The sequence below is a fragment of the Candidatus Amarolinea aalborgensis genome (genome assembly GCF_900491745.1).
In the GTDB taxonomy this organism is placed as follows: Bacteria; Chloroflexota; Anaerolineae; order SSC4; family Amarolineaceae; genus Amarolinea; species Amarolinea aalborgensis.
Genome location: NZ_UETR01000001.1, coordinates 184,614 through 203,342, shown reverse-complemented (window position 1 = coordinate 203,342; position 18,729 = coordinate 184,614). Strand labels below are relative to the sequence as shown.

Sequence of the window (18,729 nt, the reverse complement as noted above, 5' to 3'; positions counted from 1 at the left end):
AAACCATTCTATGTTCAAAAAGGTTCTGGTCGCCAATCGCGGTGAAATTGCGGTGCGCATCCTGCGCGCGTGTGAAGAGCGCGGATTAGCCACTGTCGCCGTGTATTCTGACGCCGACCGTAACGCTTTGCATGTACGCTACGCCGATGAGGCGTATAACATTGGCCCGGCGCCGTCGCGGGAAAGTTATTTGCGGATTGACAAACTCCTGGAAGTGGCGCGCAAGGCCGGCGCCGAGGCCATTCATCCAGGCTACGGATTTCTGTCTGAAAACGAGGATTTTGCTGAAGCCTGTGAAGCTGAAGGCATCGCTTTCATTGGCCCGCCGGCTTCTGCCATCCGCTCGATGGGTGACAAGGTGGAAGCGCGGCGCAGTATGATGGCGGCGGGGGTTCCGGTGGTGCCGGGTACGCCAGAAGGCCTGCGCGATGATGAAGCGGTCGCCGTGGCAACGCAAATCGGCTATCCTCTGCTGATCAAAGCGGCGGCGGGAGGCGGCGGCAAAGGGATGCGCACCGTGCGGCGCCCCGAAGACCTGATCAGCTCGCTGGATGCGGCCCGCCGGGAGGCCAAGAACGCATTTGGCGACGACACGGTTTACATGGAGAAGCTGGTAGAAAATGCGCGCCATATCGAAATCCAAATCCTGGCGGATCAGCACGGGAATGTGATCCACCTGGGCGAACGCGAGTGCTCCATTCAACGCCGCCACCAAAAACTGATCGAAGAGGCGCCCTCCGTCGCGGTCAGCGATGAGCTGCGCGCGCGGATGGGCGCGATTGCCGTGCGCGCAGCCCAGTCTGTCAAGTACGTCAACGCGGGCACCTTCGAATTCTTGCTCGACCGCGACGGCAATTTCTACTTCTTGGAGATGAACACCCGTTTGCAGGTGGAACACCCGGTGACAGAGATGGTCACCGGGGTGGACATCGTCAAGGAGATGATCGCGATTGCCAGCGGCCGCAAGCTGCGCTGGAAGCAAGAGGACATCCGCCCCCGCGGCTGGGCCATCGAGTGCCGCATCACCGCTGAGGACCCGTTCAACAACTTCATGCCGTCCGGCGGCCGCGTCGTCACGCTGTCGGAGCCAACCGGGCCAGGCGTGCGCGTGGAAAGCGGCATCTACGAAGGCTTCGAAGTGTCGTTGTACTACGATCCGATGATTGCCAAGTTGATCGTGTGGGGCGAGACGCGACCAGAAGCGATTCTGCGCATGCGCCGCGCCCTGCGTGAGTACAAGATCGGCGGGATCAAGACGAGCATTCCGTTCCATCAGCAGATCATGGACAGCACGCGCTTCATGTGGGGCACGTTCGACACCACGTTCCTGGAACAACGCTTTGCGCTGCAAGCCACAGAGAAGCCAGAGAACAAAGAAATTGCCGCGATTGTCGCCACGCTCCTCTTGCACGAAAGCGAGCGCCGCGCCCTGACCGTGCGCCAGTCCGCCGACGCCGGGACCTCGATTTGGAAACGCGCCAGCCGTTGGGGAGGGTTACGCGTATGAAGTACATTGCATCTATTGACGGCAAAGACTTCCTGGTTGAGATTGATCTTGACAACCGCGTCACCGTGGATGGCAAAGCGGTGGATGTAGACCTCAAGCGCATCGGCACCCTGCCGGTTTTCTCACTGCTGCTCAACAAGGCGTCGCATGAAGTGGTGGCCGAAGAACTACAGGGCGACGCGTACCGGGTCATCATCGGCGGCGAGGCGTTGGAAGTACGCGTGGAAGATGAGCGATGGCGGCGGTTGAATCAGGCGCGCGACCTGCTGGCGGTGTCAGGCGGCGAACTACAGCTCAAGGCGCCCATTCCGGGCCTGGTGGTCAAGGTGCTGGTAGCCGAAGATGATGCCGTGCACGCCGGGCAGAGCCTGGTCATTCTGGAGGCCATGAAGATGGAGAATGATCTCAAGGCGCCGCGGGCCTCGATCATCGGCCACGTCAAGGTCAAGCCGGGCGATCGCGTGGATCAAGGGCAGGTGCTGCTGACTTTGCGCGGCGAAGCCTGAGCACCGGATTCGCAATCGCACGAAACAAAGACGGGCCACAGTCTGACTGCGGCCCGTCCCTCATTTCAAGACGACAGTGCGCTCAGAAATGGGCCCAAACTGGCGTGATGCCGGCAATATACCACTGGCCCTTGATCTTTAACAGGATCGCTTCTTGCAGGGCGGCGCCGTCGTCATAACGCACCGTGGCCCGGTCGCCAGCAATCTCGATAGATTCGTAGGTCAGATTTGTCTTGGCGACCACCGGGCTAGGCAAAGTTGGAACCTGATCATGATTCGCCTTGATAATAGCCTGGAATTCCTCGGCTGATAGCTCACGCCCCTCGGCTTTCGCTTTAGCCAGCGCGGACTGCAGCAGTTTCGCACCGTGGCCCAGAGACATGTAATGGGCTTGCATGGCGGTCAGATAACCGGCCCTTTGCGCAGCTTCAGCGCCCAGGATAGCAGCCACGCCTTCCTGTTGTTTGGTCGTCAACTGGTAATCGGCTGTATCTACGAAGACGGTCGCAAAACCGCTCACGTCATAGGTCTGCGCGGCCGTTCCGATCAAGTCGTAGGCGCGCTCCATCACGGTTTTCACAGGCGCGGCTTCTGGCGAATTCGGCGCCTCCGAGCCAGCCCTGATGCGATTCGACTGCGCTGACCAGGCGGCTATGAGAATGGCAACAACGACCAGCAAGATCACAGCGAGCGATAAGCTTTTTCTAGACATGGTAGGTATTCCTCTGCTGCGTGCTTATTCGTAGATAGCTAACGGGGACGCACGCGTCTAGGTTCCCTTTCCACGTGCATCAACTGACGCACATCATGGGCAGATGGGATATTCGGGCGTAGAGTGAGCGCATCAACGCCTCCGGGCTTGCGCGCTGATTCCCACCCCGTAAGGGTGATTTTTCACAGGAGTTTATTATGTCCGATACGATGATTGCCGATTTGAAACAGAAATGGCTGCAAACCACGCGTAAGAAATTTGTGGCGCGCACGCCAGAACGGGCGCCAGAACTGACCACCAGTTCGGGCATCGTCGTAGACCCACTCTACACGCCGGCCGATGTGCAGATTGATTATCCCAAAGACCTGGGCTTTCCGGGCGAGTATCCTTTTACCCGCGGCATCTACCCCAGCATGTATCGCGGCCGCCACTGGACGATGCGCCAGTATGCCGGCTTTGCCACGGCCGAAGAGTCCAACGCCCGTTACCGCTATCTGCTTGCGCAGGGCCAGACCGGCCTCTCGGTTGCCTTTGACCTGCCCACCCAGATTGGCTACGATGCCGATCATCCGCTGGCCGATGGCGAAGTAGGCAAGGTCGGCGTCAGCATCTCCTCCCTGGCCGACATGGAAACCTTACTCGACCAGATCCCGCTCGACAAAGTTAGCATCTCAATGACCATCAACGCGCCGGCTGCCATTTTGCTGGCGATGGTGATCGCGGTGGCAAAAAAACAGGGCGTGCCCGTTAGCGAGCTGCGCGGCACGGTGCAGAACGACATCCTCAAAGAATACACCGCGCGCGGCACCTATATCTTCCCGCCTACGCCTTCCATGCGCTTGATTACCGACCTGTTTGCCTATTGCGGTCAGGAAGTGCCCAAATGGAACACCATTTCCATTAGCGGCTATCACATTCGCGAGGCGGGCAGCACCGCGGTGCAGGAGGTGGCCTTTACCCTGGCCGACGGCATTGACTATGTCAAGGCCGCACTGGCCGCGGGGCTGGACATAGATGAGTTCGCAGGGCAGTTGTCGTTTTTCTTCAATGCGCATAACAACTTCCTGGAAGAAGTCGCCAAATTCCGCGCCGCGCGGCGCCTGTGGGCGTCCATCATGCGCGACCGCTTCGGGGCCAAAGACCCCAAATCATGGCAACTGCGCTTCCATACGCAGACCGGCGGCTCGACCCTCACCGCGCAGCAGCCTGACGCCAATATCATCCGCGTGACCATGCAGGCGCTGGCCGCGGTCTTGGGCGGCACGCAATCGCTGCACACCAATTCCAAAGACGAAGCGCTGGCCTTGCCCACCCAACATGCCGTGGAAATTGCGCTGCGCACGCAGCAGGTCATCGCGTACGAATCGGGCGTGGCCGATTCACCCGATCCGCTGGCCGGCAGCTACCTGATCGAATCGCTGACCAATGAAATTGAACAACAGGCGCGCGCCTACCTGGATAAGATCGAAGCCATGGGCGGCGCGCTGCGCGCCATCGAACAGGGGTTCATGCAGCGCGAGATTCAGGAAGCGGCCTACCGCACCCTGCGCGCCATCGAAAACGGCGAGCAGGTCGTCGTCGGTGTCAACCGCTTTGTCACCGACGAGAAGCCGGTGGCCGACCTCCTGCGCGTCGACCCGTCGGTGCAGGTCAACCAGTGTCAGCGCCTGGCCGAGTTGCGCGCGGCGCGTGACAACGACAAGGTGGACGCCTTGCTGGCGCAGCTCGAGGCGGCCGCACGCGATCCCCAGGCGCCGCTCATGCCGCTCTTTGTGGAGTGCGTGGAGAATTACATTACCCTGGGCGAAATCTGCGGCACCCTGCGCCAGGTTTTCGGCGAATACCGGCCCGAGAGCTGGGTGTAGACGCAAGCGGCAAATTCAAGATGAAGCATGCAAATGCCCGTTTGTGCTTGCGCTGCCAAGCAGTTGTTGAACGGACTCGTTGAGGAAAGCCTGGTACTGCGCAATTTCTTGTTGCAGATCGTCGAGTGTGGCTGGGGCGATGACGTCGGGAGCCAGATCGAACTCGATGAATTCAGGATTGAGGCGACGGAAGAGGTTTCTCACCGTTTGTACACGTAGAACTGTCCGGCCGCTAGAGCCGGCAAGAACATCCAGCACGACGCCATGCCAGGCCCGCATCTTGATGATGTCGCCTATTTTTGGAGTTGATACCATAACGTGACTATCTCCTCAGCCACTTCCATGGCCCTGATAGGATTGTTGGTGCGAAAGCCGTATTTGTCGAGGACGCTCATTGCGAGTATAGCTGGCGTGAGCGCTTTGCCACGCCGAGTAGACAGTATAGGCATGGCGCTTGGAAAAGTCAAGGTGTTGGCAACGAACGAAAGGTAGCCGGTGCGCAAACAACCTAATTCACGCATGTGCTTTATTTGCGGAATGAAGAACGTCGCCGGGGTCAAGGTCTTCTTCTATGAGCAAGCGGATGGCTCGGTGTTGGCGCGCTTCACCGGCCAGGAGATTCACCAGGGCTATCCGGGGCGGATGCACGGCGGTGTGGTCAGCGGCATCCTGGATGAAACCATGGGCCGCGCCGTCATGTTCAACGGAGGCGAGGTGTGGGGCGTGACCGTGGCCCTGGAACTCCGTTTCAAACAGGCGGTCCCGCTCTTCGTAGAGCTGACCGCTGTCGGCCGCATCGTCAAGGACCGCGGCGTCTACTTCGAAGGCGCGGGCGATCTGCTCCTGCCCGATGGCACGGTCGCGGTGGAGGCCAAAGGCAAGTTCTGGAAACTGCCGCTGAGTGAGATTGCCGATTTTGACACGGAGCGTGAGGAGTGGCGGGTCATTCCTGACGCATGAGCGACCGACCTGCGCAGTCTGTGTTTGCTATCAAACCAAGTGAGAGGGAATCGAAAGTGCTTTTATGATCAAGAAGGTCAACCACATCGCTATTCTCGTCAGCGACCTGGACAAGGCGCTGCTGACTTACCAGGCCGGCCTGGGGCTGGAGCTGACCAAGCGCCAGGATATGCCAGAGCAAGAAGTTGAAATCGCCTTTCTGCCCGCGGGCGACAGCATGATTGAGCTGATCAAGCCTACCACGGAGACCTCCGGCGTGGCCAAGTTCCTGGCCAAGCGCGGCGAAGGGCTGCATCACATCTGCCTGGAAGTGGACAACATCGAAGAGGCGATCAAGGAGATGCAGGCGCGCGGCGTCGAGATGATCCACACCGCGCCGATTCAAGCGGCCGAGGGGCGCGGAGCCTTCCTGCATCCACGCGGCGCGCACGGCGTCCTGATCGAACTACTCGAAGCCGACTGAACAACCGGATGCCAGGGGCATTGACCCCTGGCATCCAAACCACGGGCGCATAGCAGCCCTACGCAGCGACTCATTCTGCCTTATGCGCGGCCTCGCGGGACAACAACCATCGTTGCAGTGAGCGTTCACTTTCAACGCTCCTACCCCCTTCGAACAACCGCGATAGCTCAATATCCTCATCCAAGTCCGGTCAAACTTTGCTATGTCGTCCTACTCTTCGTAGTCGGGCAGTTCGTCCCACGTGCTGAGCACCCAGCCGCTGACCGCCATGATCAAGGTGGCCTCATCATCAACCGCGAACACCAACACCAGGCCGTCTTCCGCATCGCTGCCAACCTCGGCCACCACGTTGCCGCCCTCAGCCAGTTCACCCAGGGCATCGGTAATAGCCTCGATGCCCTCCAGCGGCTCGCCGTCTGGGTCGAAATAGGCGCTGGCGCCATACACTTCGAGCAGCTGGCGATCCGCAAAGTACAGATCGCAGTCAAAAAAGACCCGTTCCGCCTCTGGCACAGCCTCTTCTTCGTCGCCGTAGGCCAACGAATCCTCCCACAAGGTCAGGCTGGTCAGCATCTTGCCTTCGAGGGCGCGCAGGTTTTCCAGCACGCCTTCTGTTACGACCGTTTGGATGCCGCCCTCGTCGCTGTCTGCCTCAGCGCCGTTCCCATTTTCAAAGTCCCGATTTGCCACCGTTCATTCTCCCTTCACTCATTTCACTGGCTGGTCGGCGCAGGCCAGCCTCTGCTTGACCACGCCTTCTGCCCGGGGTCTGGCTCACTCTACCGGCGTGACGATCATCCGCGTCGGGATGGCGCTGCGCTCGATGAGATCGCCGGTGACGCGAAACTGGCTGAACTGTACGGGAACGCCCTGATCCACATACAGGTTAGGTCCGTTTTGTAGATGATAATGCAGATGGGGGCCGGGCGACAGCCCGGAATTGCCGCAGCGTGCAATCGCCTGCCCGCGCATCGCCCTGGCGCCCGTAGGCAGGTTGATCGAACCAGCCTGCAGGTGCGCCAGGAAACTGAACTCCGTGTCGTTGTGTGCAATGAACAGCGCGTTGCCAAACGATCGGCGCGGGTCATCCCGCAAATCACGCGGCCGCGGCAGCTCGCCAGGCGCGTTGTCCGGCATGTCGGCCGTCAAGATGACCACTTCGCCGTCAGCTGGCGCCAAGACGGGCTGGCCAAAGCTGTAATGATCCTCCAGGGCTGTGCCGCTGTCACGGAACGTGCCGTTTTCTGGCCCCAAGCGCACAAAATCGAGCGCGAAAGGCTGGCTGATTGGCTCGCCCTTGTGCAGGTCGGTCCAATCATTGCCCATGATGGTCCACCAGGCGCCCTGGAAAGGCAGGCGCAGGTCCACTTCTTGCTCGTAGGTCATCAAGGACGCGCCCCAGGAAGCCTGGTGCTCAGCGCCGTCGGCGGTTTGCGCCGTCACCGTGATGAAGACCTGGGTGAGCTTCTCCAGTCCAGGTTCCAAAAAGTAGCAGCGCCGCAAGGCCAACCCTTCCCCCGGCAGAACACGCACGGGCGACTCCTCGCCGATCATGCGCGCCAGGCTGCGGCCGCTGCGGCGCCGTTCGCTCAGCAACTGGCTGCCGCTGTAGACTTGAAAAAGAACACTGGTAATCGTCACCGGTACGGCCGCCAAGATCGCCGCTTCGAAGACGAACTCCTGCGCCGGGGTTAGATTGGGATAGGGCAGCGCCTCATAGCGGCCCACGAAGATTTGCGCCGGGCTGACTTCCAGCCACATGACACCCTGGTTGTGCGACATACCGCGTCAGTTCCTAACTATTTTTCTCGGCCGGGAAGGTGGTCGTCATTTTCTTCAGATTGGTCGCAATCTCGCGCGCCAGATCGTTCAGGATGTTTTGCAGCAAGTCCACGTCGCTTAGTTCATCCTCCAGGCCCACCTCGTACTCGATGACGGCCGCGGTCAACTGCAGTTCTCCACGCGCATAGGTGGCCTCGAAGCTCACATCCACCTCATTGTCTGCGCCCTCGCCATCGAAGATGGAATGGAGCTGCTCGGCCACGCGGCTCACATCATCATCGTCGTGGATAGATTTGATCGCCGCTTCCGGGGCGCGGTATTTGAGCACCAGGTCCACGATCGGTGACGCGCCCACCTCTTGATGGCTGCACCATTCCTCCGGGTCATGATAGGGCATGCACATGCCTTCGTTGCCGTAGAGGCTGAGCAGCGAATTCGCCGCTTCCCACGACAGGCTTAGTTCGGCCGCCGCGCCGCCGACACGGTTCAGCAGGTTGTTGTTGCCATTAAGCCCAATGATTACTTTGAACTCGCGATCAAGCGTGTTCATGTTGAGAAGATTCTGGAAATGGTAGAGTTTCAACGAGGTGCGGCCAAGAGCCTGCACGATCATGCTGCACAGTTGTTCGTAGCCCACGATGCGTTCAGGCTCCTCGATCTCAGCATCCAAATCCTCGAGCTCTTCTTCATCGAGGATATCGTCGTCAAAATCAGAATCGTCAGCGCCGTTGCCGAAGCCGGCCTGTTGGTCAATGCCGTTTTTTCCCATGATGTTTTCCTTTGCCTCTCGCATGATCTATCAGCGCGCGCGGCGCACTTCGCGATGCGCAGGCGGGCGCTGGTGAAGATAAGACTCAAACCAGGATTGCATGGCAGCCGGCGCCGTTTGTTTGGTGTGAGCAGCTTCGATCTGAATCAAGCATGCCAGCGCCTCTTGCGGGGCCAGGCGGTAGTAAATGTCAACCACCTCGAGAGAATCGGTGCGCACCCACTTGTCGGTCCAATCGTTAAGAAAGTAGGCCAGGCAGGTGCGACAATGCCAAACCGAGAAGGTGCGTTCATCGCCGTCGCCGGTGCGACATTTTTGGGCGCCCAGGTTCGCCATGCGTCCCGGGCACACCTGACAGGGAATCGTACCGGGACGCTTGCCGCTCCGTTCAACCATCAGCTCTTCCAGGCTGTTGCCGGCCACGGGGGGAGTTGGCGGTGGCAGCCAGCGCTGCCAAAATGACGGCCTGGCCGCAGCAGGCGCCGCGGTGATGATGGCGGGGGCGACCGCTTCAGCGGCCGCCGGCGCGTCGCGACTGACGGGTGCGAACTGTTGGCAAGGCGAAGCAAGGGCCGTCTGTGCGCTCACGTCATTGGCTGGGCGGTCTGCCCGCTCCCAGGTGCAGTGGCCGGCGGCATCGGCATCCGTGGTTGGCGCGGCCCAGTGGGCGCACGCCCCGCACCCGGCGATCTCGATGCCCAGGGATGCCATCTGGGCCTGCAATTCACGAAAGATGGCGCTGAAACTGGCCTCCGGCGGCAGCGCAACCGTGGCCAGGGTCACATCCTGATCGGAGAGTAACCACGGGCGATTGGGCGTGGCTGGAATCAGCGCCAGGGAGCCGCTTGTTTCACCGCGCAGGGCAATTTTGAAAATTTCGGTGCGGTTCAGCGGCATGATGCCTCACGATCGCGCGCTTTCAAGATGCGTCTATTCTACCCCATTGCAGCCGACTTGTAAACCCTTGCGCCAGGCAAGCCGTGGGAGCTCAACCCGCGGCTATTGGGATTTGATCTCAGTCCACAGCTTTTCGATCAGCGGCGTGGCCGCGCCCAGGTCGCGCAGGAATTCTAGTTTTCCCATCACGTCGGCCGGTGGATAAATGCTGGCATTGCCGGTGATTTCAGGTTTGATCAACGGTTTGGATGCCTCGTTCGGGCTGGCGTAATAGGTGTAATTGGTCAGCCGCGCGCCGATGTCAGGGCGCAGGAGAAAATTGATGAAGATTTCGGCCGTGTACTGGCTGGGCGCGTCGGCCGGTACGGCCATGTTGTCTACCCAGATCGTCGTGCCTTCTTTCGGTACGACATAGGTCAGGTCTGGATTCGCTTCGATGGCCTTGGCAAATTCGCCGCTGAAGCCCTGGCTCACGGCCACATCCCCAGCCTGTAGAATGTCGGCAAAACTGGCATTGTCGAACGTCGTGATGCACGGCTTGATCGCGCTGACCATCTCCTTCGCTTCTGTCCAATGCGCGGGGTCGGTATCGTTCATGGAATAGCCCTTGAGTTTGAGCGCCGCGCCCATGACCTCGCGCGCATCGTTTAGCATACTCAGCCCCCCAAATCCGCACGCCTTCTTGGCATCGAAGATGTCCTCCCAGCCATCAATGGCTTCGCTGACGCGTTTTGTGTTGTAGGCCAGGCCGGTGGTACCCCACTGATACGGAACAGACACTTTCTGCTCCGGGTCATACGGCGGATTGCGGAACATGGGGTTGATGTTTTGAGCGTTGGGAATATGGCTAAAATCGAGGGTGGCGAGTAGATTCAATTCGCGCATGACCGCGATCATGTAATCCGAGGGAATGATGAGATCATAGCCGCTGGCGCCCGCCTGTAGTTTAGCCAGCAAATCCTCATTGCTGGCAAACGTATCCTGCACCACCTTGACGCCGCACGTTCGCTCGAACTCGGTGAGAATGGCGTCGTCCATGTAGTTGGTCCAGTTGTAGAAATGCAGCGTCTTGGCCAGTTTACTTTTGTCTCCGCAGGTCGCGACCGCGTCGCCCGGCGGCGTCTGATCCACAGCCGTTGGCGCGGCGATGGGCGTCGCCGCGGGCGCGCTCGTTCCGGCCTGGCACGCGGCCAGGAGCAAGCTGAGAAGGGCAAGGCCGAGCAGGCCTCGCGTCCACAACCGATTGATCGGCGCAAAGAAATGCATGATGACCCTCCTTTGATCTGTGCTGGCGTCAAGTGCGACGCTGCAACACCAACGATGCAACCACCAGCACCACCGACACAACCAGCATGAGCGCGGACAGGGCGTTGATCTCCGGGGTCACGCCGGTCTTGATCATGCCGTAGACTTGGATTGGCAGCGTGGTGGTGCCAGGGCCGGTGGTGAAAAACGTAATCACAAAATCGTCCAACGACAGGGTGAAGGCCAGCAAGGCGCCGCCGACGATGCCGGGCATGATCAGCGGCAGCGTCACCCGGCGAAAGGTCTGCCATTCATTGGCGTACAGGTCCTGCGCAGCCTCTTCCAGCGTACGATCCAGGCCAGCGACGCGCGCGCGCACCACGACGGCGACATAGGAGACGCAGAAGGCGACATGCGCGATGATGACCGTGCCGAGGCCAAGCTGAACGCGCGTCAGGATGAAGAAAAGCAGCAGCATGACCGCCATCGCAATTTCGGGAATGATGATCGGCAGGTAGAGCAAGGCATCGAACGAGAGCTTGCCCCAGAAGTCGTAGCGCTCCAACGCCAACGCGGCCATGGTGCCAATAACGGTCGAAATGGCCGTGGCGAGGAGCGCCACCAACAAGCTGTTGCGCAGCGCCAACCCAATCGCACGATCGTTGAAGAGCACCTGGTACCAGCGCAAGGAGAAGCCTTCCCAGGACGATGCGTAGCGAGACGCATTGAAGGAGAACAGGATCAGGATCACGATCGGCGCGTACATGAACAGGTACATGAGCCATGCGTTGAGACTCAGCGATGGTTCGAGCAAGCGCCCAAACCAGTTGCCGCGGGTGTGCAGTGACATGCGCGTCACGGATGCGGGGCCAGTCATGCGGACACCGTCCAAAGAGAATCTGTCATACGCTGGCGCGTCCTCCTTGCCGGAAGTAGATCAAGGTGCCGATGAGCATCACGGCCATGAGTACAAAAGAAACGGCGGAGCCAAAGGGCCAATCGCGCGCGGTCAGGAACTGCTGCTGGATCAGGTTGCCGAGCATGACCGTGCGCGCACCGCCGAGGATGTCCGGCGTGACGAAGGCGCCCAGGCAGGGGATGAAGACCAGGAGCGAGCCAGCCAGGATGCCGGGCAGGGTCAGCGGCAGAATGACGCGGCGAAAGGCTTGAAAATCATTCGCGTAGAGATCGTTCGCGGCCTGCACGAGGCTGAAATCGAGCCGCTCGACTGCGGCGTAGATGGGTAGAACCATCTCTGGCAGATAAGAATAGACCAGGCCAATGAGCACCGCAAACTCAGTGAAGAGCATGGGAACCGGTCGGTTGGTCAGCCCCAAGCTCATGAGCAGGGAGTTGATCGGCCCCTCATTGCTCAAGATGACGCGCCAGGCATACGTGCGCACCAGGAAGTTGGTCCAGAACGGAATCACCAGCAGGAGCAGTAAGAGGCCGCGGCGCTGCGGCCCGCGGCGGGCGATGAAGTAGCCGAGGGGATAGCCAACTGCCAGACAGAGCAGCGTGGTCAGCCCGGCGATACGCAGCGAACGCACGAAAATGCGCAGGTAGAGGGAATCAAACACGCGTGCGTAATTGCCCAGGTTGAAGTCCCAGATGACCTGGCCGTAGATCCCGCGCGTCAAAAAACTGTAGATGAAGACGATAACCAGAGGAACCGCAAAAAAGAGGATGAGCCAGAGCAGCGCCGGCGTGATCAATCCGATCACGATCAACACGCGGCTCTGACGCAAACGCTGCACAAGTTGGGTCATCGCACGTCAGTCCTTCAACGCCAACGCGTTTTCAGGGCGCCAGCTCATGAATGCGCTGTCGCCTGGGGCATAGTAGGCCTGGGCATCCAGGGTGGAGATGGTGTTCTGCTCCCACACGTCGAGACGCCGACCGTTGGCGTCGCGCACGATGATGCGGGTGTCTGAACCGACATAGGCAATCATTTCGACGGTGACAGGAAAGACATTGGCCGTGCGGTCAGGCTGACGGTCATCCAGGTGAATTTTCTCTGGACGGATGGAAATGCTGACTGTGTCGCCTATCTGCAGACCAGGCCCGCGCTGCCCTACCACCATGCCGTACCCCTCGGCCTCGATGACGCAGAAGTCGCCATCGAACGCGGCGACCCGCCCGGTCAGGAAATTGGTCTCGCCAATGAAATCAGCCACAAAACGGCAGTTAGGGCGCTCATAAATCTCCAGCGGCGACCCCACTTGCAGCACCTGGCCCAGGTTCATGACCGCAATGCGGTTGGACATGGTCAGCGCCTCTTCCTGGTCATGCGTGACAAAGACAAAGGTGATGCCAACGCGCTGCTGCAGGGCTTTGAGTTCAAGCTGCATCTCTTTGCGCAGCTTCTGATCCAGTGCGCCCAGCGGCTCATCGAGCAAGAGCACTTCGGGTTCATTGACCAGGGCGCGGGCCAGGGCCACGCGCTGCTGCTGACCGCCGGAGAGCTGCTTGGGCCGCCGCGCTTCCATGCCCGGTAGGCGCACCAGGTCAAGCACGGTGTGCACCTGGCGTTCGATTTCTACACGCGGTAAGCGGCGCATCTCCAGGCCAAAGGCGATGTTTTGCGCGACGGTCATATGAGGAAAGAGGGCATAATTCTGAAATACCGTGTTGACCGGACGCTCGAACGGCGGGCGCTGGCTCATTTCCTGGCCGTGGATGAAAATCTCGCCCCGCGTCGGCTTGTCCAGCCCGGCAATCATGCGCAGCGTCGTTGTTTTGCCGCACCCACTCGGCCCTAACAGTGAAAAAAATTCCCCGTCCAGGATCCGCATGGAAACGTCATCAACGGCAACCACTTCATTGCCCTTGCTCGTAGGGCTGGTGAAGCGTCGAGTAATATGGCGCAGTTCAACGGCGACTTCAGTCATTCCCTCCTCGGCGGTCGTGGGTTGTGGAGCCTGTCCGGGTCACTTACACACAATCCGGTTCTTGAGGTGGAAACCGGATCATTCGGATATGCTCCAGGCTGTCGAGAAGCCGGCTCTGGCCTTGTCCGTGTGGGGCAGGCGGCTTGGTTTGGGGCAAGGCAAGTATACTACACTTTGAATCAGATGTAAAACGCCCGCGTTTGCCCCTCTATCAAAATTCTTTTGACATCCGCTGGGCTTCATGGTATGATTGTGCCCGAACTTCTTAGCACTCAACCACCCAGAGTGCTAAAGTTTCGAGTCAATGGGGTTCTACACAGAGACGTATGACTGATGAACTAAGTCCGCGCCGGCGCACGATTATGGGATTGGTCATTCGGGAATACATCGCATCGGGTATTCCCGTGGGTTCGCGCGCCATTCTGGATCGTTACGAGTTAGGCGTCAGCCCGGCGACTATTCGCAATGAGATGGCGGCGCTGGAGGAATTGGGCTTCCTGACACACCCACACACCTCGGCTGGGCGGGTGCCGACAGAAGAGGGCTACCGCTTTTTTGTCGAACATCTCCTGGGCGATATGACCTTGCCATCGGAAGAACGTCTGCTCATTCGTCATCAATTTGGTCAGGCGCGAGCCGAGATGGATCAGTGGGTCAAGCTGGCCGCGGCGGTATTGGCGCACACGGTGCGCAACGTGGCCCTCGCCACCGCGCCCAAAGCCGTCAACAGCCGCATCAAGCGCGTGGAGTTGATCGAGATTCGCGACGGCATCGTGCTCCTGGTGCTGGTGACAATGGAAGGCAGCGTCAAGCAGCAGATGCTCAACTTGCCGCTTTTGCAGGACGATCTGCACCGCGTCACCAATGAGCTGAATGAACAATTGACCGGTCGCACGGCGGCCGAGATTCGGGCGCAGAACCCGTTCTTGAGCCCGTGGGCGGCCGATGTGGCGAACATCCTCGTGCCGATCATGGATCGGCTTGACTCACGCGTCAGCGACATTTACCGCGAGGGCTTGAGCCACGCCCTGGCCGAGCCAGAGTTTGCCGAAGGCGACATGATCCGGCGTGTGGTGGAAATCATCGAAGCGCGGCCGCTTTTGGAGAGCATCGTCGCCAAGACGCGTGAAAGCGACGGCGTGCAGGTCATTATTGGCGGTGAAGGTCGCTGGCGCGAACTGAGCAATGTCAGCCTGGTGCTTTCACGCTACGGCGTTGACGATGACACGACCGGCGTGTTGGGGGTGCTGGGGCCGCTGCGTATGCCGTATGGCCGCACGATTAGCGCGGTGCGCTATGTGTCCACCCTGATGAGTGAACTGCTGCGCGAGTTTTACGGTCAGACATGACGTAGAGAAAAAACAGGAACCTGGGAGTAATGATGGCAGAAGAGTTGAATACGAACGGCGATGTGACGATCGAAGCAGAGACAGCAGAGGCTGCGCCGGCCGCAGAGCCGAGCGCTGATCCCAACGCCGCCCTATCCGCAATGGCCGCGTCGCTGGAAGCGGCGCAGGCTGAAGCCGCCGACTACAAAGATCGCTGGCTGCGCGCCACGGCCGAGGCGCAGAACATGCGGCGGCGCTTCGAGCGCGACCGCAGCGAACTGATCAGCAGCGCCAACGAGCGACTGCTCCTGCGTATCTTGCCTGTACTCGACGACGTGAACCTGGCGTTTGTCAACATTCCGGCCGACCTGAATGAACAGGATCAAAAATGGGTCAGCGGCTTTGCCCTGATTCAGCGCAAGTTGAGCAATACGCTGCTGAGCGAGGGCATGAGCGTCATTGAGACCGAAGGCCAGGAGTTTGACCCGGCCTTGCATGAGGCGATCACGCACGAAGCAGCAGAGGGGTATCAGACGAATCAAATTATCGGTGAAGTGCGCAAGGGTTATAAGCTGGGCGAGCGGGTCCTGCGGCCGGCCCTGGTACGCGTTGCGCAGTAGGGGCGAGAAAGAGACAAGGAGAATTTAGCAACATGGGAAAAATCATCGGCATTGACCTGGGTACCACCAATTCGGTGGTGGCTGTGATGGAAGGCGGCGAACCTGTCGTCATTCCGAGCAGCGAAGGCGCGCGCCTGATTCCGTCGGTGGTGGCTGTCAACCCAAAGACGGGCGAACGCCTGGTGGGCCAGGTGGCCCGGCGCCAGGCAATTACCAATCCAGACAACACGATTTTTTCGGTCAAGCGCCTGATGGGGCGCAAGTTCAGCGATCCGCAGGTGCAGCGCGCGCGCCAGGTGCTTCCCTACAAAATTGCCGATAAGCAAAACGGCGATGCGTGGGTGGTCATGGGGGGCAAGGAGTATTCACCGCCAGAGATTTCGGCCATGATCTTGCAGAAGCTCAAGGCCGATGCCGAAGCCTACCTGGGCGAACCGGTGACCGAAGCCGTTATCACGGTGCCGGCCTACTTCAATGACAGCCAGCGCCAGGCCACCAAAGACGCCGGCAAGATCGCTGGCCTCAATGTCATGCGCATTATCAATGAACCGACGGCTTCCTCCCTGGCGTACGGGCTGGACAAGAAGAAGGATGAGAAGATCGCGGTCTATGACCTGGGCGGCGGTACCTTCGACATCTCCATTCTGGATGTGGGCGACGGTGTATTCGAGGTGCTCTCAACCAACGGCGACACCTTCCTGGGCGGCGATGACTTCGATCAGCGCGTGATGGACTGGATCGCCGATGAGTACAAGAAGGAACAGGGCATTGACCTGCGCCAGGATCGCATGGCCCTGCAGCGCCTGAAGGAAGCGGGCGAGAAGGCCAAGATCGAGCTTTCGACTGTGATGCAGACCGAGATCAACCTGCCGTTCATCACGGCCGATGCCAGCGGCCCCAAGCACTTGACGATGACGCTGTCGCGAGCCAAGCTGGAGCAGCTGACGGGCGACCTGATCGAGCGCAGCATCGTGCCGGCGCGACGCGCCTTGGAAGATGCGAAGCTGACGGTCAAGGATATTGACGAAATCGTCCTGGTGGGCGGCATGACGCGCATGCCCGCGGTGCAGGAAGCCGTGCGGCGTCTGTTTGGCAAAGACCCGCACAAGGGCGTCAACCCCGATGAGGTCGTAGCGGTAGGCGCAGCCATTCAAGCCGGCGTGCTCAAGGGCGAGGTGAAAGATGTGCTGCTCCTCGACGTGACCCCGTTGACCTTTGGCATCGAGACGCTGGGCGGCGTGATGACGGCGTTGATCGAACGCAACTCCACGATCCCCACGAAGAAGAGCCAGATCTTCTCCACGGCGTCAGATATGCAGACCAGCGTCGAAATCAAGGTCTTCCAGGGCGAGCGCCCGATGGCCGCTGATAACAAGATGTTGGGCAACTTCATCCTGGATGGCATTCCACCTGCGCCGCGTGGAATGCCCCAAATCGAAGTGTCGTTCGATATTGACGCCGACGGCATTTTGCACGTGACGGCGAAAGACAAGGCGACCGGCCGCGAGCAGCAAATCCGCATCACGGCTTCCAGCGGCCTGAGCAAGGATGAGATTGACCGCATGGTCAAGGAAGCCGATCTGCACCGGGCCGAAGATCAACGCCGCAAGGATGAGGTCGAAGCGCGCAATCAAGCCGACACGGCCGTCTACCAGGTGGAGAAATTCATCAAGGACAGCGGCGACAACCTTCCGGCCGGGGATAAGTCCATACTCGAAGGCAAGGTAGCCGCGGTGCGTTCGGCCTTGCAGGGTCAGGATGCTGGTCGCATGCGCAGCGCCAGCGATGAACTGATGCAGGCGTGGCAGCAAGCTGGCACGCACATGCACCAGGCAGGCAGTGGGCCGGCCGATGGCGCGGGCGATGGCGGCGGCGCGAACCCAGGCAGCGGCCGCAGCGACGACGACTTCATCGAGGGCGAGTTCCGCCCCACCTGACCCGGACAAGCGGGGACCTGATGACTCACACAAAGACACAAAGGCACTGAGACGCAAACCGATTCCTTCGTGGCTTTGAGGCTTTGTGTGAGGATTCCGTGCTCGCTGTACCGAAATGTCACTGACAAGATACTCAAGAGAAACCAGCAGAGGCCGGAGGCAAAAAGGGTGAACCTAACCTCCGGCTTCTTTTTGATTGACATCTCGCGCTCTGGATTGTACAATGGCGTCGTGAACTCCCCGGCGTATGATAATGAGATGACGTACTGGATAGATCATGACTCAATCACCATCTGTGCCCATTGAATTGAACCCGGAGCCGCCTCGCCACGATTGGCGCCAGGAACATCTGACCCCAGGTCGTCGGCCGGACTGGCTGCGCGTGCGCGCGCCCGACAGTGCGAAATACTACGAACTGAAAGGCCTATTTCGCGGCAAGACCCTGCACACCGTGTGCGAAGAGGCCGGTTGCCCCAACATCGGCGAGTGCTGGAACGCCGGCACAGCCACTTTTCTCCTGCTGGGCGACACCTGCACACGCTCGTGCGGCTTCTGCAAGATCAAGACCGGCCGGCCGCCCTTCCTGGACCTCTTGGAACCGCAGCGCGTGGCCGATTCGGTCCAGGCCATGGGCCTGCGCCACATCGTGCTCACCTCGGTCAACCGCGATGAACTGCCCGATGGCGGCGCCGGCATCTTTGCCGAGACGATTCGCCTGATCCGCGAGCGGATGCCGCAGACCACGATCGAGGTGCTGATCCCCGATTTCATGGGCAATAGGGACGCGCTGCAGATGGTGATGCGTCAACAGCCGGAAATCCTGAACCACAACGTGGAAACCGTGCCGCGCCTCTACGGCCGTGTGCGGCCGCAGGCCAAATATCCGCGCTCGCTGGATGTGCTGGCTGCGGCGAAGGTGATGGATGCGGGCGCGCTGACGAAGTCGGGCATGATGGTGGGGCTGGGCGAACGATGGGAAGAGGTGCTGCAGGTGATGGACGACTTGCGCGCACACAACGTGGACATCCTCACGATTGGCCAGTATCTGCAGCCGAGCCGTTTTCATCTGCCGATCGAACGCTATTACGCGCCGGAGGAGTTTGCGGAGCTGCGGGCTGAGGCCGAGGCGCGTGGTTTCCCCTGGGTGGAATGTGGCCCGCTGGTGCGCTCATCGTACCATGCTGAACGCGCCGCGTCCAACGCGCCGCGCCTGCGGCGCCGCGAGGCAACGGCAGCGTCTTGACCTG

Annotated in this window: 19 protein-coding genes; 9 read left to right on the top strand and 10 right to left on the bottom strand. The window is 60.1% G+C overall.

Going from position 1 to position 18,729, the window contains the following annotated elements; translation table 11 throughout:
* Positions 1-10: 10 nt before the first annotated feature.
* Together accC and ACPQ6D_RS00795 are read left to right on the top strand one after the other, a co-directional pair.
* On the top strand, positions 11-1,507 hold the full coding sequence (gene accC / locus ACPQ6D_RS00800; RefSeq protein ID WP_423222380.1) for an acetyl-CoA carboxylase biotin carboxylase subunit: 1,497 nt from the start codon (positions 11-13) through the stop codon (positions 1,505-1,507).
* Positions 1,504-2,013, top strand: a complete 510-nt coding sequence (locus ACPQ6D_RS00795; protein ID WP_423222379.1) for an acyl-CoA carboxylase biotin carboxyl carrier protein subunit — start codon at positions 1,504-1,506, stop codon at positions 2,011-2,013. Before accC ends, ACPQ6D_RS00795 begins: the two co-directional genes overlap by 4 nt.
* A gap of 82 nt (positions 2,014-2,095) precedes the next feature.
* Here ACPQ6D_RS00795 and ACPQ6D_RS00790 read toward each other — a convergent pair whose 3' ends face one another.
* Positions 2,096-2,725 carry a hypothetical protein gene (locus ACPQ6D_RS00790; RefSeq protein ID WP_423222378.1) on the bottom strand — a complete coding sequence of 210 codons (630 nt, stop codon included), beginning with the start codon at positions 2,723-2,725 and terminating at the stop codon, positions 2,096-2,098.
* Positions 2,726-2,922: 197 nt separating this feature from the next.
* Between ACPQ6D_RS00790 and ACPQ6D_RS00785 the strand changes: the two genes are divergently transcribed.
* Positions 2,923-4,590, top strand: coding sequence for an acyl-CoA mutase large subunit family protein (locus tag ACPQ6D_RS00785; RefSeq protein ID WP_423222377.1), 1,668 nt, complete (start codon positions 2,923-2,925; stop codon positions 4,588-4,590).
* Between the two features lie 15 nt (positions 4,591-4,605).
* Here the strand turns inward: ACPQ6D_RS00785 and ACPQ6D_RS00780 are convergent, their stop codons facing one another.
* Positions 4,606-4,905 (bottom strand): hypothetical protein, encoded by a 300-nt coding sequence (locus ACPQ6D_RS00780; RefSeq protein ID WP_423222376.1) that lies wholly within the window; start codon positions 4,903-4,905, stop codon positions 4,606-4,608.
* Positions 4,906-5,127: 222 nt separating this feature from the next.
* Between ACPQ6D_RS00780 and ACPQ6D_RS00775 the strand changes: the two genes are divergently transcribed.
* Positions 5,128-5,550, top strand: a complete 423-nt coding sequence (locus ACPQ6D_RS00775; protein ID WP_423222375.1) for a PaaI family thioesterase — start codon at positions 5,128-5,130, stop codon at positions 5,548-5,550.
* A 64-nt stretch (positions 5,551-5,614) separates the two neighbouring features.
* Positions 5,615-6,013 carry a methylmalonyl-CoA epimerase gene (gene mce, locus ACPQ6D_RS00770; protein ID WP_423222374.1) on the top strand — a complete coding sequence of 133 codons (399 nt, stop codon included), beginning with the start codon at positions 5,615-5,617 and terminating at the stop codon, positions 6,011-6,013.
* Between the two features lie 210 nt (positions 6,014-6,223).
* On the opposite strand, the gene ACPQ6D_RS00765 is transcribed toward mce, so the two are convergent.
* The 8 genes from ACPQ6D_RS00765 to ACPQ6D_RS00730 all read right to left on the bottom strand — a co-directional run bounded on the left by ACPQ6D_RS00765 (position 6,224) and on the right by ACPQ6D_RS00730 (position 13,597).
* The gene (locus ACPQ6D_RS00765) at positions 6,224-6,703 is read right to left on the bottom strand and encodes a hypothetical protein (RefSeq protein ID WP_423222373.1); all 480 of its coding nucleotides are present in this window, start codon (positions 6,701-6,703) and stop codon (positions 6,224-6,226) included.
* A gap of 84 nt (positions 6,704-6,787) precedes the next feature.
* Complete coding sequence (locus ACPQ6D_RS00760) at positions 6,788-7,795, bottom strand: M23 family metallopeptidase (protein WP_423222372.1); 1,008 nt, start codon at positions 7,793-7,795, stop codon at positions 6,788-6,790.
* A 13-nt stretch (positions 7,796-7,808) separates the two neighbouring features.
* Positions 7,809-8,564, bottom strand: coding sequence for a hypothetical protein (locus ACPQ6D_RS00755; RefSeq protein ID WP_423222371.1), 756 nt, complete (start codon positions 8,562-8,564; stop codon positions 7,809-7,811).
* Between the two features lie 30 nt (positions 8,565-8,594).
* Positions 8,595-9,461 (bottom strand): hypothetical protein, encoded by an 867-nt coding sequence (locus ACPQ6D_RS00750; RefSeq protein ID WP_423222370.1) that lies wholly within the window; start codon positions 9,459-9,461, stop codon positions 8,595-8,597.
* Between the two features lie 102 nt (positions 9,462-9,563).
* The gene (locus ACPQ6D_RS00745) at positions 9,564-10,727 is read right to left on the bottom strand and encodes a polyamine ABC transporter substrate-binding protein (RefSeq protein WP_423222369.1); all 1,164 of its coding nucleotides are present in this window, start codon (positions 10,725-10,727) and stop codon (positions 9,564-9,566) included.
* Between the two features lie 28 nt (positions 10,728-10,755).
* Positions 10,756-11,583, bottom strand: coding sequence for an ABC transporter permease (locus ACPQ6D_RS00740; protein WP_423222368.1), 828 nt, complete (start codon positions 11,581-11,583; stop codon positions 10,756-10,758).
* A 25-nt stretch (positions 11,584-11,608) separates the two neighbouring features.
* Entirely contained in the window at positions 11,609-12,475 is an 867-nt protein-coding gene (locus ACPQ6D_RS00735; protein ID WP_423222367.1) for an ABC transporter permease, read from the bottom strand.
* Between the two features lie 6 nt (positions 12,476-12,481).
* A complete protein-coding gene (locus tag ACPQ6D_RS00730; RefSeq protein ID WP_423222366.1) occupies positions 12,482-13,597 on the bottom strand; it encodes an ABC transporter ATP-binding protein in 1,116 nt (371 codons plus the stop codon).
* A gap of 326 nt (positions 13,598-13,923) precedes the next feature.
* On the opposite strand from ACPQ6D_RS00730, the gene hrcA reads away from it, so the two are divergent.
* The 4 genes from hrcA (at position 13,924) to lipA (ending at position 18,725) form a co-directional block, all read left to right on the top strand.
* Complete coding sequence (gene hrcA, locus ACPQ6D_RS00725; RefSeq protein ID WP_423222365.1) at positions 13,924-14,946, top strand: heat-inducible transcriptional repressor HrcA; 1,023 nt, start codon at positions 13,924-13,926, stop codon at positions 14,944-14,946.
* A gap of 29 nt (positions 14,947-14,975) precedes the next feature.
* Positions 14,976-15,545, top strand: a complete 570-nt coding sequence (locus ACPQ6D_RS00720) for a nucleotide exchange factor GrpE (protein ID WP_423222364.1) — start codon at positions 14,976-14,978, stop codon at positions 15,543-15,545.
* 32 nt (positions 15,546-15,577) lie between these two features.
* Entirely contained in the window at positions 15,578-17,482 is a 1,905-nt protein-coding gene (gene dnaK, locus ACPQ6D_RS00715; protein WP_423222363.1) for a molecular chaperone DnaK, read from the top strand.
* 277 nt (positions 17,483-17,759) lie between these two features.
* A complete protein-coding gene (gene lipA, locus ACPQ6D_RS00710) occupies positions 17,760-18,725 on the top strand; it encodes a lipoyl synthase (protein ID WP_423222362.1) in 966 nt (321 codons plus the stop codon).
* Positions 18,726-18,729: the final 4 nt, after the last annotated feature.